The sequence below is a fragment of the Nocardia sp. NPDC056100 genome, from assembly GCF_042266325.1.
GTDB lineage: Bacteria > Actinomycetota > Actinomycetes > Mycobacteriales > Mycobacteriaceae > Nocardia.
The window spans coordinates 204,668-220,379 of record NZ_JBHJVY010000001.1; the positions used below are offsets into that span (position 1 = coordinate 204,668).

14 protein-coding genes and 1 pseudogene are annotated in these 15,712 nt (G+C 66.6%); 3 read left to right on the forward strand and 12 right to left on the reverse strand.

Features of this window, described 5'->3' with window-relative positions; genetic code table 11:
• Positions 1-56: 56 nt before the first annotated feature.
• From ACFC0O_RS01005 to ACFC0O_RS01030, 6 genes are all read right to left on the reverse strand, one after another.
• On the reverse strand, positions 57-1,139 hold the full coding sequence (locus tag ACFC0O_RS01005) for a ferrochelatase (protein WP_375955862.1): 1,083 nt from the start codon (positions 1,137-1,139) through the stop codon (positions 57-59).
• Positions 1,140-1,163: 24 nt separating this feature from the next.
• Positions 1,164-2,000 (reverse strand): NADH-dependent enoyl-ACP reductase InhA, encoded by an 837-nt coding sequence (gene inhA, locus ACFC0O_RS01010; RefSeq protein WP_375952561.1) that lies wholly within the window; start codon positions 1,998-2,000, stop codon positions 1,164-1,166.
• Positions 2,001-2,070: 70 nt separating this feature from the next.
• Positions 2,071-2,790, reverse strand: a complete 720-nt coding sequence (fabG1, locus tag ACFC0O_RS01015; RefSeq protein WP_364635102.1) for a 3-oxoacyl-ACP reductase FabG1 — start codon at positions 2,788-2,790, stop codon at positions 2,071-2,073.
• Positions 2,791-2,839: 49 nt separating this feature from the next.
• On the reverse strand, positions 2,840-3,844 hold the full coding sequence (locus tag ACFC0O_RS01020) for a VWA domain-containing protein (protein ID WP_364635105.1): 1,005 nt from the start codon (positions 3,842-3,844) through the stop codon (positions 2,840-2,842).
• Complete coding sequence (locus ACFC0O_RS01025; RefSeq protein ID WP_364636082.1) at positions 3,841-4,809, reverse strand: DUF58 domain-containing protein; 969 nt, start codon at positions 4,807-4,809, stop codon at positions 3,841-3,843. Before ACFC0O_RS01025 ends, ACFC0O_RS01020 begins: the two co-directional genes overlap by 4 nt.
• A gap of 32 nt (positions 4,810-4,841) precedes the next feature.
• Positions 4,842-6,062 (reverse strand): AAA family ATPase, encoded by a 1,221-nt coding sequence (locus ACFC0O_RS01030; protein ID WP_364635108.1) that lies wholly within the window; start codon positions 6,060-6,062, stop codon positions 4,842-4,844.
• A 315-nt stretch (positions 6,063-6,377) separates the two neighbouring features.
• Here ACFC0O_RS01030 and ACFC0O_RS01035 point away from each other — a divergent pair, with 315 nt between their 5' ends.
• On the forward strand, positions 6,378-6,587 hold the full coding sequence (locus ACFC0O_RS01035) for a molybdopterin-binding protein (protein WP_375952566.1): 210 nt from the start codon (positions 6,378-6,380) through the stop codon (positions 6,585-6,587).
• Positions 6,588-6,590: 3 nt separating this feature from the next.
• On the opposite strand, the gene ACFC0O_RS01040 is transcribed toward ACFC0O_RS01035, so the two are convergent.
• Entirely contained in the window at positions 6,591-8,510 is a 1,920-nt protein-coding gene (locus tag ACFC0O_RS01040; RefSeq protein ID WP_375952569.1) for a CocE/NonD family hydrolase, read from the reverse strand.
• A gap of 124 nt (positions 8,511-8,634) precedes the next feature.
• On the opposite strand from ACFC0O_RS01040, the gene ACFC0O_RS01045 reads away from it, so the two are divergent.
• The gene (locus ACFC0O_RS01045; protein ID WP_375952572.1) at positions 8,635-9,291 is read left to right on the forward strand and encodes a TetR/AcrR family transcriptional regulator; all 657 of its coding nucleotides are present in this window, start codon (positions 8,635-8,637) and stop codon (positions 9,289-9,291) included.
• 5 nt (positions 9,292-9,296) lie between these two features.
• Here ACFC0O_RS01045 and ACFC0O_RS01050 read toward each other — a convergent pair whose 3' ends face one another.
• From ACFC0O_RS01050 to ACFC0O_RS01060, 3 genes are all read right to left on the reverse strand, one after another.
• A complete protein-coding gene (locus ACFC0O_RS01050; RefSeq protein WP_375952575.1) occupies positions 9,297-10,049 on the reverse strand; it encodes an alpha/beta fold hydrolase in 753 nt (250 codons plus the stop codon).
• 57 nt (positions 10,050-10,106) lie between these two features.
• Entirely contained in the window at positions 10,107-10,592 is a 486-nt protein-coding gene (locus ACFC0O_RS01055; RefSeq protein ID WP_364635124.1) for a pyridoxamine 5'-phosphate oxidase family protein, read from the reverse strand.
• Positions 10,593-10,654: 62 nt separating this feature from the next.
• Positions 10,655-11,395, reverse strand: a complete 741-nt coding sequence (locus ACFC0O_RS01060) for a helix-turn-helix domain-containing protein (RefSeq protein WP_375952578.1) — start codon at positions 11,393-11,395, stop codon at positions 10,655-10,657.
• Between the two features lie 137 nt (positions 11,396-11,532).
• Here ACFC0O_RS01060 and ACFC0O_RS01065 point away from each other — a divergent pair, with 137 nt between their 5' ends.
• Positions 11,533-12,720, forward strand: coding sequence for an MFS transporter (locus ACFC0O_RS01065; RefSeq protein ID WP_375955865.1), 1,188 nt, complete (start codon positions 11,533-11,535; stop codon positions 12,718-12,720).
• A 31-nt stretch (positions 12,721-12,751) separates the two neighbouring features.
• Here the strand turns inward: ACFC0O_RS01065 and ACFC0O_RS01070 are convergent.
• A pseudogene (locus ACFC0O_RS01070) lies at positions 12,752-13,513 on the reverse strand (ADP-ribosylglycohydrolase family protein); the annotation flags it as partial.
• A 31-nt stretch (positions 13,514-13,544) separates the two neighbouring features.
• Entirely contained in the window at positions 13,545-15,650 is a 2,106-nt protein-coding gene (locus ACFC0O_RS01075; RefSeq protein ID WP_375952581.1) for a CocE/NonD family hydrolase, read from the reverse strand.
• Positions 15,651-15,712: the final 62 nt, after the last annotated feature.

The window sequence follows — 15,712 nt, forward strand, 5'->3', positions numbered from 1 at the left end:
CCTGCATCCAAGCATTCCGCGCGCGGAGAAATTCCCCGATCGCGCAGGACGCGCCGCTATCGCTGCGGGCGCGCGGGCAACTCGCAACAGCCCGGGAGACAGGGCATTCCATTGCGGGTGCAGCCCAGGCTGGGCATATCGCTCAACTTGACCGGTTCGGCACCGGTGAGCCGCTCCTCGACGAGATCGACCACCATGCGAGCGAAACGCGCATCCGCACCCGCGGTTCCGGCGCGCGCGAACGCCATATCCAGTTCGGCCGCACGCTGTTTCGCCTCATTGTCGAGATCCCAGATGACCTCGAGATGATCGGAGACGAACCCGATCGGGCACACCACGACCGCCCGTACCTCTTGCGCCGCAAGAGCATCCAGGTGATCGACGATATCGGGCTCCAGCCACGGCACCTGCGGCGGTCCGGACCGGGACTGCCAGACCACGTCGTACTCACCGAAACCCGTTGCGGTGGCGGCTAGTCGAGCGGCCTCGGCGATCTGACGGCTGTACAGCCCCTGCTCCCCCGGCGGACCGGAGGCGATATCGGCCGAGACCGGAATCGAATGCGCGGTGAAGACCAGCCGGGCCTCGGCACGCCGTTCGGCGGGCAATGATTCCACGGCCGCGCGAATCCCGTCCGCCACCGATTCGATGAACAGCGGATGGTCGAAATACTGTCGCAGCTTCACCAATTCGGGCGCGTTCAGCACATCGGCGCGCGCCCGGGCGATGTCCTCGTGATACTGCAGGCAGCCGGAGTAGCCGCCCCACGCCGAGGTGGGAAACACCAGGGCGGAACGGATTCCGTCCACCCGCATCCCCTCGACGGTGTCCTCCACCATCGGATGCCAATTGCGATTGCCGAAGTACACCGGCACATCGATTCCGCGCGAAGCGAATTCGGCCTCGACCGCCTTGATGATGTCGAGATTCAAGGCATTGATCGGCGAGACCCCGCCGAAGTACAGATAGTGTTCGGCGACTTCGGCGAGGCGTTCGGGCGGTACGCCCCGGCCCCGGGTGACGTTCTCCAGGAACGGCATCACGTCTTCGGGGCGCTCGGGGCCGCCGAAGGACAGCAGCAGTAGTGCGTCCACTTCATCAGTAGCGGGTTCCCCGGCATCGATGCCGGGATTCTGCACTACCACCGCCGTAATCTCCTTCAGCTAGTTGTTGAAACCGTCAGCCGGGAACCAGGTGTTATGGCTGGCCCCGCCGTCGACATAGATGATCGATCCGGTGGTGCCCGGCAGCCAATCGGACAGCAGGGTCACCACGGACTTGGCCACCACCGTCGGGTCGTCGACATCCCAGCCGATCGGGGATGCGCCGTCCCAGTAGGTGTTCAGCATGTTCAACTGCTTGGCGTCATCGGTGGCGGTGCCCGCGATGGCCTTGGCGGCGAGGGTCTTGATCGGACCCGCGGCGACCAGGTTGGAGCGAATCCGCTTGGCCTCGCCCACCTCTCGCGCCACGTAGCGGTTCACCGACTCCAGCGCGGCCTTGGCCACACCCATCCAGTTGTAGTACGGCATGGCGGTGCGCGGATCGAAGTCCATGCCCACGATGGAGCCGCCCTCGTTCATGGCGGGGAGCACGGCGCGCGCGAGCGAGGCGTAGCTCCAGGCCGAGATCTCGAACGCCTTGGCGGCATCCGGGCCCGGACCCTCCAGGAACGGCTTGGCCTCGGGACCCATCAGGGTGCGCGGGGCGAAGGCGATGGAGTGCAGGACGCCGTCCACACCCTCGGGCGCGAGCTCGGCCAGCTTCCCGGCCAACTCGCCCAGGTTCTCCTCATTGGTGACATCGAGCGCGATGGCCGGGGGAACCTCCTTCGGCAGGCGCTTGGCGATCCGGTCGATCAGCCGCAGCCGCTCCGGAATACCGGTGATGATCACCTTGGCGCCCTGCTCCTGCGCGACCGCGGCCGCGTGGAAAGCGATGGACGAATCGGTGATGATGCCCGTGATCAGAACGGTCTTGCCTGCAAGCAATCCACTCATGGGTTAGTTGGTTCTCCTCGTTGAAAGTACTGGTGGCCTGTGCGATCGGGGTCCGGCTGAGCCGAAAGGCTCAGTGGCCCATGCCCATTCCGCCGTCGACGGGGATGATGGCCCCGGAGATGTAGGACGCGTCGTCGGAGGCCAGGAAGCTGATCGCCGCGGCGACATCCTCGGCCTGGCCGATGCGACCGGCGGGGATGAATTCCAGTGCCTTCTCCCGCATCTCGGGAGTCATGTCCTCACGGGTCATATCGGTGTCGATGAGGCCGGGCGCGACCACGTTCGCGGTGATATTGCGCTTGCCGACCTCACGGGTGATGGCGCGCGCCATACCGACCAGACCGGCCTTGGCCGCGGCGTAGTTGACCTGACCGGGCGCGCCGACCTGGCCGACGACCGAGCCCAGGAAGATGACCCGGCCCCAGCGGCCCTTGAGCATATTGCGGTTGGCGCGCTGGGCAACTCGCCACGCACCGGTGAGGTTGGCGTCGATGACCTTGGTGAAGGAGTCCTCGCTCATCCGCATGAAGAGCGTGTTGTCCACGATGCCCGCATTGGCGACGATGACCTCGACCGGACCCTGATGCGCCTCGACCTCGGCGAACGCGCGATCCACCGACTCCGCATCGGTGACATCGCATTTCACGCCGAAGAGACCTTCGGGCACACCCGAACCGCGATGCGTGACGGCGACCTTGTGACCGTCGGCGAGCAGACGCTGTGCCACCGCGAGACCGATTCCGCGGTTGCCGCCGGTCACCAGTACCGACCGGGATGTGATGTTCGACATAGAGGGAAACCTATCTGTTCGTGTTCGGGACTCGGCGCGCGGTACCGATTTACGGCAGACGCTGACGATAGAGCAGTGCGGTCACCACACCGGCGGCGGTCACCAGCAGACCGAATATCAGCCAGGGCCTGCTCGCATCACCCATCGTCATCTCGTACCCGATTTGCTGTTCCAGAGTGTCGTAGACGGCGTTCAATTCTTCCAGGCTGGAGGCGGTGTAGAAGTCACCGCCGGACAACTTGGCGATCTCGCGCAGTGAATCGTCATCAACCGGAACCCGTACCCGCTGTGAGCCTTTGCCGTCCTGATCCGGAATCTCGACGGTGCCCCACGTCGTACCGAACGAAATGGTCGACACCGGAACGCCTTTCTCCTTCGCCAGACGCGCGGCGGTGAAGCCGTGGCGGGGATTGTCGACGTCCTTGTCGTCCGGGACGGTCTGCTTACCGTCGGACATCAGCACGATGCGCGCGGGCGGCGGGGTTTCCGCGCCGCCGAGCACCGAGGCGAGCGTATCGATCGATTGCAGCGCGGTGAGAATGCCTTCACCGGTGGCGGTGCGCTCGGCCAGCTTCATATTGTCGATGGCGGCCTTGACCGCCTGCCGATTGGTGGTCGGCGACATCTGCACCGACGCGGTACCGGCGAAGGTGACCAGGCCCAGATTGATACCGGGGGTCAGACCGTCCGCGAATTCCTTGGCCGCCTTCTTGGCCACCTGAATTCGGCTCGGCGGCACATCTGTGGCCTCCATCGACAGCGAAACGTCGATCACCAGAATCACCGTCGCCCGGTTGCGCGCCACCTTCTTGGCGGCGGTCGGACCGGCGGCGGCGAAGGTGAGCAGCATCAAACCGACCAGCAGCAGCGCGATCGGAACGTGCCGGAACCAGCCCGGCCGACTCGGCGCGACCTTCTCCAGCATCTCCATATTGGAGAAACGCAGGACGTGTCTGCGCCGGCGCTGCTGCACCAGCACATACACAAGCGCCATGATCGCGACCACGGCGAGGAAACCCAGCCACCAGGTGTGGGTGAAATTCGAAAGACTCACTGTCGTGGCACCCGCCCGGCATTCGAGGCGCCGAAGGTATGGCGCCGGGTGGACACGAATCGGACCACATCGGTGATCCAATCCCGGTCGGTACGCAATTCCATCACCGGCGCACCACAACTGCGCAATGCCAGCTCCACCTGTTCGCGGTGGCGCTGCGCGGCATTGGCGTAATCGGCGCGCAGGGTGGGGGTCACACTGAATTCGCGGGTGCGGCCGGTCTCCGGATCGTGCAGCACCACATCACCGAGATCGGGCAGCTCGATATCGCGCGGATCGAGCACCTCGACCGCGAGCAGATCGTGGCGGCCGGAAATGGCGCGCAGCGAACGCTGCCAATCGATATCGCCGAGGAAATCGGAGATGACCACGGCCAGACCGCGTTTGCGCTGCGGACGGCGCAACGATTCGATCGCACCCTGTAGATCGCCGCGCACACCGTCGCGGGCGTGCGGGGTGGTGGCGATCTTGCGCAGCATGGCGGTCGCGTGCACGCGACCGCTGCGGGCCGGAATGCGAATCAGCTGTTCGCCATTGGCGATGACCGCGCCGATCCGATTACCGCCGCCACTGGTCAGATGGGTGACCGCGGCCGCGGCCGCCACCGCCAGGTCACGCTTCTCGCACAGCGCGGTGCCGAAGTCGAGACTGGCGGACAGGTCCACCACCAGCCAGGTCTCCAGTTCGCGGTCCGCGATGGTCTGGCGCACATGCGCGTGCGTGGTGCGGGCGGTGACCGACCAATCCATCTGGCGCACATCATCACCCGGCTGATACATGCGCGCATCGCCGGCGTCCGAACCCGGGCCGGGGATGAGGCCGAGGTGATCACCGTGCAGGACGCCGTCCAGGCGGCGGCGCACGGTGAGTTCGAGGGTCTTCAACGCCGCCGCCAGACGCGGATCTGTCAGCTCACCCTGCCGGAATGAGGGCGGGGCGTGTGAGGAACCACTGGGATTTGAGATCGTCACGGGCGCAACCGAATCCGGGCCTCGCCTCACTTGGGCTGGGGCTGGCCGGGAATCCCGGGCACCTGACCGTTAGGGGCCTGCGGAATCCCCTGCGGCGGCTGCGGAATGCCCTGCTGACCCTGCGGCGGCTGCGGGATCCCGGGCGCACCCTGCGGACCCATGACCGGCGGCGCGGCGGGCATCGGCGCGGGCTGCCCACCCGGGGCGACGGCCTGCGGGGCGACCTGCGGCAGGCCGACGGTCTGCAGGACGCGCTTGATCACGTCATCGGGCGAAACTTCGTCGGCCAGTGCGTCGTACGAGAGCACCAGGCGGTGCCGCAGCACATCCGGGATCACCTCGACCACATCCTGCGGGACCACGTAATCGCGACCGCGAATGAGCGCCACGGCGCGCGCGGCGGCGATGATGCCCAGGCTGGCACGCGGCGAAGCACCGTAGGAGATCCACCCGGCCACATCGTGCATGCCGAAATCGGCGGGCTTACGGGTGGCGGCGATGACCCGGACCACGTAATCCACCAGCGCGTGGTGCACGAAGGTATTGGCGGCGACCTTCTGCAGACGAACCAGCTCGTCCGGGTCCAGCACCGGCTTGGCCTCGGGCGGGGTGACGCCCATCCGGTAGATGATCTCGCGCTCCTCCTCGACGGAGGGGTAATCCACGACCACCTTGAACAGGAAGCGGTCGCGCTGCGCCTCGGGCAGCGGGTACACGCCTTCGCTCTCGATGGGGTTCTGAGTCGCCATGACCAGGAACGGGTTAGGCATCGGGTAGGTCTTGCCGCCGATGGACACGTGCCGCTCGGCCATGACCTCGAGCAGCGCCGACTGCACCTTGGCGGGCGCGCGGTTGATCTCGTCGGCGAGCACGAAGTTCGCCACGACCGGGCCGAGTTCGGTATCGAACTCCTCGCGGCCCTGCCGGTAGATGCGGGTACCGACGAGGTCGGTGGGCACCAGGTCCGGGGTGAACTGCACGCGGGAGAAGCTGCCGCCCACCACCTTTGCGAAGGTCTCCACGGCCAGGGTCTTGGCGATACCGGGCACACCCTCGAGCAGCACGTGACCGCGCGCGAGCACACCTACCAGCAGCCGTTCGACCAGCCGATCCTGACCGACGATCACCCGTTTGACTTCGTAGATCGCCTTTTCCAGGGTCTGGACATCGCGCTCGAGGGTGTTCGGCGGCGGCGCGTCCTTCACCGTACTTACCCCGCTCACACCATCAGTCGAAGTCACCAACATCCCCGCTTTCGCTTTGGTCCAGTGCGTTGCCGCACCAACTATTCCAGGTATCCGGCGCGTTCGCCGCACCCGGTTGGGTCAAATGCCGATGTCGCGGCGCGGGCGGATCGGCGCATTCGTCCGATCATCGCCCGTTCACGCCGATGACCTGGCTATTCTCTCTCGAAACTGAGAATTTCCAGGGAACTTCGATGCTCCGGGTATTCGCATTCCGCGCCGACTTCGCGCACCTGTACCCGGCGCGCCGGGCCGGGCGGCCTGGAATCGGATCGCACCTCCCACAGCGAACAGCGGGTGCTCCGTACACTCCGGCGCATGCGACTGAGTACCCGAAATCAGCTCGATGGCACTGTCATTTCGATTACCCGCGGTGAGGCGATGGCCGTTGTGCGCATTCGACTCAATGGCGGGGATGAGATCACCTCATCGATCACCCGCGATGCCGTGGATGATCTCGGTCTGGCCGACGGCACCGCGGTGAAGGTGCTGATCAAGTCGACCGAGGTCACCCTCGGAATCGAATAGGGCTCACAGGCCGGGGCGACCCTGGATCGGGAGATTGACGAAACTGGGGTCGGCCGGGTCCAGCCGAATGTGCTGGGGGCGGTAACCGGAGTCGCGAGCCGTCACCCCGATCGGCAGGGCGCGCGGGATGCTCGCGGCATAGATATCGATACGCAGCCGATGACCCGGCTGGATGACGGCGTCGGTGGCGAGCAGGCCGATATCGAGAGTGGTTGGCACGCCGGGAGTTTGCGGATCGCGCGCGGTCACGTCCAGCGGGTGGTACGCCTCGATATAGTCCCCGTTCGCGCTGCGGGAGCTGCGCTGCGGGTCCACCGCGCGCAGGGCGGCGGTGAGCTGACCGCTGGAGATGACCGTCGAGGTGCCGTCGGGGGCGACATCGTTGACCGAGACGTCCCAGAAACCGTCGGTGGCGTCCAGGAGTGTGTTCAGGTGCAGGTTCATCTGCCCGGATAGCGCGGTCGGCGATTCGGCGGCGGGGGTGGTGAAGGTGAGCGCCTCGGCTTCGGCGAAACGCGAATCCCATTCACAGCCCGAACCCAGGATCAGGGCCAGGCCCGCGGTGCCCTCGGAGGCTTGCCGTGAGCACAGGCCGCGCACACCGGGCGCGACCGTCAGCTGTGCGGCGGCGTTCGGAGGTGCGCTGCTCAGGCTGCCGTCCGCGAGTGCGTGCGGTGCGGTTCCACTGGAATCGGCGGTGAGATAACGGCGTTCGTAGTTCACTCCCCCGCGCGGGAACGTGTCGGCGGTCGTCCAGCCGCCGCCCTGCTGGAAGAGCGTGACGGGTCCGTAGCCGTCGATGCCGTTGTCGATTCCCTTGAGCCACTTGTCGAACCACGCGCGCTGCAAAGCGGGGACCGCCGGGGGTCCGGCCGGTGTGCCGAAATCGGCGGTGGCGGTGACGTGATAGCCATTGCCCATGACGAGTTGCTTCTGACCCGGCGGCAAGGGAATCGCGTTGTAGATGCGGGGCTCGCTGTAGGCGAAGATATCGTGCCAGCCGCCGATCACGAAGGTGGGCACGGTGATCTGCGTCGGATCGGATTGCCGTTCGCGATACCACTGGCTGTACCCCGCGAGATCGACCGTGGCCGGAGGCAGACTGGACAGATCCGAGACGGTCAGTGCGTCGAAGAGTTGCGGGAGCAGGGTCGCCGGATCCGACAGCCGATCCGACAGCCATTTCGCGTCGAATCGCCCCTGTAGCAACGCCTGTAGATCGGGCAGCCATTTGGTGCCGTTGACGATGCTCAGCCACATGGGCATGAATCCGATGCCGATCGCGCCGCCGGTGCCGACAATATCGCGGAACAGATCCGAGCCCGGAATGATCGGCAGGATCGCTTTGAGCGCGGGCGGGCGATGCGCGGCCGCCTGCACCGCGGTGATGCCCAGGTAGGACGCGCCGGACATGCCGATTCGCCCGTCCGAGAAGGGCTGGCGCGCAGCCCAATCGATGACCTCCAGGGTGTCGGCCTGTTCGCGCGGGCCGAGCACGTCCCATACGCCCTCGGAGAATCCGGTGCCGCGCACATCGGCGACCACCTCGACATAGCCGCTGCGCACCAATTCCGGCGTGATGCCCATCTGACCGGCCATCGCACCCTTGGATTCGGCGCTCAGATCGCTCATCAATTTGGTGTACGGGGTCATGGTGACGATGGTGGGGAACGGTGTCTCGATCGCGCGGCCCTGATCGTCCGCGGGCCGATACACATTGGCCTTCAACACGATTCCGTCGCTCATGGTGACCGGAACATCGTGGTCGACGGTCATTCCGGGATAGGTGAGCTGCTGGGAATCCGCCGCCCAGCCCGGTGCGCTCACTCCGCCGGGATCATCGGCGTGCGTGGGCGGTGCGAATGCCGCGACCACCGCGATGGATACAGCGCCGATCAGGATTCGCCAGTGCGGAGCAGCCACGTCGTACCACCAGAACTTCCAAAGTTGTTGTGCGTCACACCGTTACCTCCGGTGTGACGCGGACAACCCTGACACAGCTTTACTTCAAAGTAAAGCATTCTCACCAGGCGATACGCTGAGGCCGATGCCACCCACACAGCGCCGCCCCACCGATGACGAACTACTCGACGCCGCCTGCGCGGTCTTCGCCGAGCACGGCTATCGCGCCGCGAGCATGGATGCCATAGCGCGCCGGGCGAATTCGACCAAGCCCACGCTCTACGCGCATTTCGGCTCGAAACCGGAGCTGTTCCGGCGGCTCTTCCGGCGCGAGGCCGAGGTCATGCAGGCCACGCTGCTGCCGGTGTACGAAACCCTGCCCGGCCGTGAGCTTTCCGATATGGTCCAGGCCGCGCTCGGCGCGGGATTGCGCTACGGCGAGGAGCATCCGCACGGTGCGGCGGTGGTCGGCGCGGTCATGAACGGCGACGGACCGGATCCCGAACTCGGGCACGGCCTGCTGGATACCCTCATCGACGCCATCGCCTCCGTCGTGGAGGACACGCTGCGCCGCAATAACCGCGATCCGGGCCCGCTCGGACCGGTGCTCGCAGCGCTCATGTGGGGTTCGGCGATCGAGGCCAGCCGGGTCGCGCATCGGGTCGAGATCACCGGACCCGAACTCGTTGATTGGATCACCACGTACACGATCGGCGGACTACAGGCGACGCTGGCGCGCAGTCTCGCCGACCGACGCCGGACGATCGACGCGGCGAGCGAAAACGGTGCGGCACCAGCCTGATTCAGCTATTGCGAAGTGTCCGGAACGGCGGTGAGGAACCGTTCCAGCCGCTCGGTGAAACCCGGTGCCGCCGCGACGAAATGCCCCGCACCCGGTGCGATCAACCGCTCCGCACCCAGGGCCGCGGCGAGCCCGTCACAGATTCGCTCCAGCCCGGCCGTATGCGCACCCGAGACCACCAGCGCGGGAATGCCACTGGCGCGCAATATCTCCAGATCGATCCGAATCTCACCGGGCAGCCGCGCGTACTGCGCGCGCCGCACGGCCGCCCGCACCGGCTCGGGCAGTGGTCCGGGGCCGATCCCCGGGGAACCCGCGAGCGTGAGGAACTCGCGCAGCGAATCCGGTTCGGCGGCAAGACCATCGGTGAGCACGGCGTCACCGATACCGCGCAGCCGGACCACATCGGGATCATCGGGCGCGACGAAATACAGCGGCGGTTCGATAATCGTCAGCGACCGCACACTCGCGGGATCACGGGCCGCCGCCAACAGCGTCCCGAGCGTCCCATACGAATGCGCCACCACATGCGGGCGATGCGCCCGGAACAGCGCCGCGAGATCCTCGGCATCGACCTCGAAATCATGCCGCTCGCACACCGGCGGACTGGGCTCGAACCCCCGCCGATATACCGACAGCACCGTCCAGCGCTCCGCCAACGCCTCCAACCCCGCCCACGTGGTCCTCGGCCCCGCACCGCCGTGCACCAGCATCACCGCCGGCCCCCGGCCCACCCGCTCCACCACGAGATCATCCATGCGCCCCAGTGTCGGCCCGATAAGCCATTCCGTCGAGGACTCCCGCCGGGTTCGCGCTCACTCCCCCATCATCACCGGATACCGCACCCATCGGAAACTCGTGAATTCGATATCGCGGACATAGGCGAAATCCGACCACAGCAGCCGCCCGCCCCTGAGCGCGAGCATCGGCCGCACCCGCCGCCGAACCTGTTCGAGCTCAGCCGCATTCGCCAATCGCTTGGGGCCCACCGTGCCGTACAGCCGCACCCCGGGCGGTGTCCGGAACCGGCCCGTCAGCAGCGACCGGAACCAGAACAGCGAACCGCTGTCCACCGCCAGCAGGCACACTCGCGAACCGGCATCCACGTTGCGCGCCAACGCGTTCGTGTACTGATCGAAGTAGAACCCGCTGCGGTCATCCCGCAGAAACACCGTTCCGACCGGCGTCACATTCGGCATCCCGTCATCGTCCACCGAAGCGATCGCGAAATGCCCGGTCGTCTTCCGTCCGCGGGTGACAACCTCGCGTATCGAATCCCACTGCTCGGCGATGTCCGCCATCACTCCCCCGAAATCTCGAAATAGCTACCGGCGCAACATAGACCACGTGGCCGGTGACCGGATCACGGCCTGCGCACGCGGGATCCCGGGGTATGGCCGAGGGCTTGGCGGTACACGTCGATGAAGGCGCTGGGGGTGGACCAGCCACAGCGATGAGCGACCGTGGAGACGGGGATGTCGTCGGCGAGCAGCTGTACCGCGTGGTGCAGCCGCAGGCGAGTACGCCACTGCGGATAGGTCAGGGCGAATTCGGTGCGGAAGAGGCGGGCCAGGGTGCGTTCGCCCGCGCCGACCCGGCGGGCGAGGTCGGGCAGCGACCACGGGGTCGAGAGGTCTTCCTCGACCAGTGCGCAGGCGGCGCGAAGGCGTTCGTCACGGGCGGCGGGGAGCTGTAAATGCTGGTCGGGGCTGCGGCGGATGCGATCGAGCAGGACTCGGCGGAGGCGGGCCAGTTCGTCGGCGGGCAGGTCTTCGGGGTCCGAGCAGGTCATGATCAATTCGCGCAGCAGGGGTGACACCGTGATCACCGTGGGCGTGCCGCGATCGGGTCCGTCGGGGGCGAAGCCGACGCAGTGGAAGCTGGTGGGGCCGTGGAAATGGTGTTCGTGCCAGCAGCCCGCGGGAATCCATACGGCCCGGTCGGCGGGGGCGATCCAGCGGCCGCGATCGGTGTGCACTTCGGCCGCGCCCGAGCTGGGATAGACGATCTGGTGATCGAGATGGCGATGCCGATCGATCCGAGCGCCGCCGCGCAGATACTGCGCCGCGGTGGCCTCGGGATCGTATTGGCCGATTATCGACATACTCCGGCATTTTATCGGAAGCCCGACAGCCACCGGAATTCCTACGCTGATCCTCGACCATCGAGGAAGGGGCGGTTGTGACGAGTACGGAAATCGGCGTCGAGCAGCGGGATTCGGTGCGCTCGGCATGGAAACGCATGCGGCACTGGGTGATCGCGCACGCGGTGGACGACTTCTATCAGGGGCTGGTGCCCGCGAGCATTCCGTTCTTCGTGCTGGAACGGGAGTACAGCTATGTCGCCGCGTCCGGGTTGGCGCTCGCGGCCACGCTCGGAAGCGCTCTGCCGCAACCGCTGCTGGGCCTGATCGCCGATCGCTGGCGGCTGACCTGGATGGCACCCGCCGGACTCGGGCTCGCGGGACTCGGTGCGGGGCTCTCGGGTGTCGCGCCGAGCTATCCGATGGTGTGGCTGCTCCTACTGCTGTCCGGGCTCGGAATCGCCGCGTTCCATCCGGCCGCCGGGCGGGATGCCCGCCGGGACGCGGGTGCGAGCGCCACCGCCATGAGCCTGTTCGCCGCGGGCGGGAGTATCGGATTCTTCCTGGCCCCGGCGCTGGCCACACCCGCACTGGTCTCACTCGGCGTCGGCGCGACCGCGCTGTTCATCCCGCCCGCGGCCCTGATGGGTTTCGTGCTGTGGCGATATCAGCAGCGTCCGGATCGAAAGACGTTCGCGGCGAACACTTTCGACGGCCGCGACCGCTGGGCCCCGTTCCTGCTGCTGACCGCCGTCGAGGTGGTCCGCTCGATCATCTTCTTCGGCGTGAATACCTTCATCGCCCTGTACTGGATCAACCATCTGGGCTCGGGCCAGACCCTGGGCGGTATGGCCCTGACCGCATTCCTCACCGGTGGCGTCCTGGGCACCCTGACCGGCGGCCGCCTCGCCGACCGCGTCGGCATGCTCCGCACCATCCAATTCGGCAGCGCCGCCGCCATTCCCGCCTTCATCCTGCTCCGCATCACCCCCAGCCCGGAACTGGCCCTGCTACCCGCCATCCTGGTTGGCATCACGGTCAACATCCCCTTCGCGGTCCTGGTCAAACTCGGCCAGGACTACCTCCCCACCAAACCCGGCACCGCCTCCGGCGTCACCCTCGGCCTGGCCGTCAGCGCGGGCGGCCTCTTCGTCCCCCTCCTGGGCGCACTGGCCGACCGCCACGGCCCCGAATCCGTCCTCACCGCCCTATGTTTCATTCCCCTGCCCGCAGTGGCCCTGAGCCTATTCCTGCCCCCGCCCACCCCGGCAACGGCTCACAGCGCGAAACCCATTGCGGCGGAGGAATATTCAACTCCGATCGGGCAGCCAGAACCCCGCCGATAATCGCGCAGGTGGTGTCGATATCCCCACCCGCCCCCGCCCCCGCCCCCGCAGCCGTCCAGCAGGCTTGTTCGAAGGAATCGCCGTGACGGGCGACCACCCAGAGACAGAACGGGACGGTATCGAGGGCCGAGGTCTTGTGGCCGACCCCCAATTCCGCTGCGGCCGTTGCAGAATCGTGCAGGACACGGGCGTGCTGAATACTCTCGCGAACGGGGCCCGAAGGTGTGCGAGCGGCCACCGCCGCGAGGAGTTCATCGCCTCGCACCTCCGGCCGGGCGGAAACAATGGCTGCGGCAATGGCCACGGCGATCGCGCCGGATACCGCATCCGGATGGGTATGGGTGACCTCGGCGGAGGCGGCGGCCTCGACGTCGACCCGATCCGGATCATCGGCGAAATAGGCCCCCAACGGTGCGATCCGCATGGCCGCGCCGTTACCCCAGGAACCGCTCCCGCCCCGCGCCAACGGCGCGAGTTCCCGCCAGGGCTCACCCTTTTGGCGGATCCGGCGCAGAATTCGGCTGGTGCCGGGTCCGTAGCGGCGATAGATGTCGTAGTGCTCGGCGAAGGATTTCGCCAGCGCGTCCTGGTCGATCCGATCGTGCGCGTCCAGGATGGCGAAGATCGAGCATGCCATCTCGGTGTCATCGGTCCAGAGCCACGGGCCGGGCAGCAGTGCGCGCGAGCGCAGCGCGGGGTGGTTGATCGGGTCGTCGAAGCATGCGCCGAAGGCGTCGCCCACGGCCAGTCCGCGCAGCGACGCCAGGGCGCGTTCCCTGCGAGTGCTGATCACCTGGACAGTGTGTCAGCACTCGCAGGGTTCGCTACCGCCAGGCGGTCGCGGTCGCCGGTCCAAGCGGGAGAACGACTTTCGAGGGGAAACGGGCGGAGTGTTCGATATTGACGGTTGAGCCGAGCAGGCCCGGGATATCCAGCGGGTGCGGCATGGTGGCCGGGAAGTTACTGCTGGAGATGCGTATTCGCAGGCTGTGGCCCGCGTCCAGCTTCTGGACCGTGGGGAAGACTCGGATTTGGAATTCGGTGACCTCGCCCGGGACCAGCGGCTGGACCGAGGTGGAGGTGTTCTGGTGCACGACGGCGTAGAGGGTGCCGTCGGTGGTGCGCCAGGAACGGTCCTCGTCGACCGCGCGGCGGGTGGCGGTGAGCGCACCCTCGGTGAGCTGGCGGACGCTGCCGTCGGGGGCGACGTCCTCGACGGCGACGTCGAAGGCGGCGTCGGTGGCGGTCGAGCTGGCGAACAGGTCGGCGGTGATCGGACCCGCCAGGGTCATGGCCTGATCGAATGGCGCTGTGCTGTAGGTCAATCCGTTCTGCGGGCCGATTTCGGTCTGTGCGCACGGATCGTGCAGATTGCCCAGGGACAGCAGGTTGAGCACGAAGTCCAGGATGCCGCCGGTGGCCTTGCTGAACTCCCGGCTGCACGGATTGTTGATCAGTGAGTAGTCCCAGCGATCCGGCGTCTGATCACCGCTCGGCGGACTGTTCGACAGCCGGTTGCCGTCCAGGTAGTAGCTGGTGGGCGTGGTTTCGGTGAAGGGATAGACGCTCGTGCTGAGCGCGTTGCCGTTCGCGTCGATCACATTGAGCGGGACGCTGTTTCGATCGACGCCATTGTCGATGTCCTTGAGCCAGTGATCGAACCAGGCCGCGGTGTGCTCCTCGGTGCGGATGCGTCCCGTCGGCGCGAAACCGGTGGTGACATGCGGCCACGGACCCTGCAGGATCTGGTAGCGCGGATCGGGTTTCGCGTTCGCGGGCATCGGACCGTACGGATCGCGGCCCGCCGCCGCGTTCTGCAATGCCGAATAGAGTTTGAACGTCGCGCCCTGGAAGATATCGGCGTCACCGCCGACGGCGTACACCGCGACATCGTTGTGCACGATATTCGCGATATCGTTCGACAGCAGCCGCGGCCCGACAATCGGATTATCGGCGTTCAGCCCCGAGGTCAGCAGATTCGCGGCGATTCCGAGCACGCCCTGGCCATTGTCGCCGATCAGACCCCGCAGCCGATCGATGACAATGCCCAGGGCGCGCTGCGGTTCCACCAGCGCCGCCTCCCACAGATTCGCGTACTGCAACCACAGACCCGGCCAGATCACCACGAACAGCGAGATCAGCGGCGCCCACTGCCCGTCCCCGAGCACATCCTGGAGCAGGTCGTAATCGGTGTTCATCGCGAAAATCGCCTTCAGCGGCGAATTCTCACCGATCGTGGTGGCCGCGTGCATGGCCTCCACGCCCGGGAACGAATAGCCGAACATGCCGACCTTGCCGCTGGAATTCGGCAGCCGTGAACTCCAGTCCACCAATTCCTTGATGTCCTGGGCATTGCGATCGCTGATCGGCGACCACTGGCCGTTGGACGCCCCGGTACCGCGCACATCGGCGATGACATTGATGTATCCGCGATTGACCAGATCGACCGGTGCGCTCACCTCCTGCGATACCGAATTGATCACCCCGCCCAGATCACCCGGCACCGGCAGGTTGTACTCCTCGAACACCCCGCCGATCGCGGACACCAGCAGCCCGTTGTACGCGCCGTACGGTGTCACCGAAAGCACAACGGGGAACGGGCCTTTCGCGGGCTGCTGGGTGACCGGATCCAGCGGATAGCGGATAGAAGCGTGCAATTCGACGCCATCGCTCATCCGGACGTTCTGAGCGATGTCATACCCGGTCTGATACGGACTCGGGCTCGGCACGTACCCGGCGGGTAAACCGAATCCGGCGGGCGCGGGCAGTGCGGGCCCGACAATCGGGGCGGCCTGCGCGCGGCCGGACGGCAGCACCGCCAGCACCACGGTGACCACCAGCGTGACCGCCACCAGAATCCAACCGTCCCGGGCGGTGAACCGCCCCCTGCCCCCTCGCGCCGAGGGGACCGCGCACCATTGCGTCGTCATATGCACAACGGTTCCACGCTGGGTTTTTCCCTACTATTGGGAAATGCCTAGCGTTCCCGAGC

What these genes read in the sequence shown, in the direction of transcription:
- ACFC0O_RS01055 (WP_364635124.1), bottom strand. Translation starts at nt 10,592, where the DNA reads ATGGCGGACATCGCCGAGCAGTGGGATTCGATACGCGAGGTTGTCACC.
- ACFC0O_RS01060 (WP_375952578.1), bottom strand. Translation starts at nt 11,395, where the DNA reads ATGTCGATAATCGGCCAATACGATCCCGAGGCCACCGCGGCGCAGTAT.
- fabG1 (WP_364635102.1), bottom strand. Translation starts at nt 2,790, where the DNA reads ATGTCGAACATCACATCCCGGTCGGTACTGGTGACCGGCGGCAACCGC.
- ACFC0O_RS01045 (WP_375952572.1), top strand. Translation starts at nt 8,635, where the DNA reads ATGCCACCCACACAGCGCCGCCCCACCGATGACGAACTACTCGACGCC.
- ACFC0O_RS01065 (WP_375955865.1), top strand. Translation starts at nt 11,533, where the DNA reads ATGCGGCACTGGGTGATCGCGCACGCGGTGGACGACTTCTATCAGGGG.
- ACFC0O_RS01035 (WP_375952566.1), top strand. Translation starts at nt 6,378, where the DNA reads ATGCGACTGAGTACCCGAAATCAGCTCGATGGCACTGTCATTTCGATT.
- ACFC0O_RS01050 (WP_375952575.1), bottom strand. Translation starts at nt 10,049, where the DNA reads ATGGATGATCTCGTGGTGGAGCGGGTGGGCCGGGGGCCGGCGGTGATG.
- ACFC0O_RS01075 (WP_375952581.1), bottom strand. Translation starts at nt 15,650, where the DNA reads ATGACGACGCAATGGTGCGCGGTCCCCTCGGCGCGAGGGGGCAGGGGG.
- ACFC0O_RS01030 (WP_364635108.1), bottom strand. Translation starts at nt 6,062, where the DNA reads ATGTTGGTGACTTCGACTGATGGTGTGAGCGGGGTAAGTACGGTGAAG.
- inhA (WP_375952561.1), bottom strand. Translation starts at nt 2,000, where the DNA reads ATGAGTGGATTGCTTGCAGGCAAGACCGTTCTGATCACGGGCATCATC.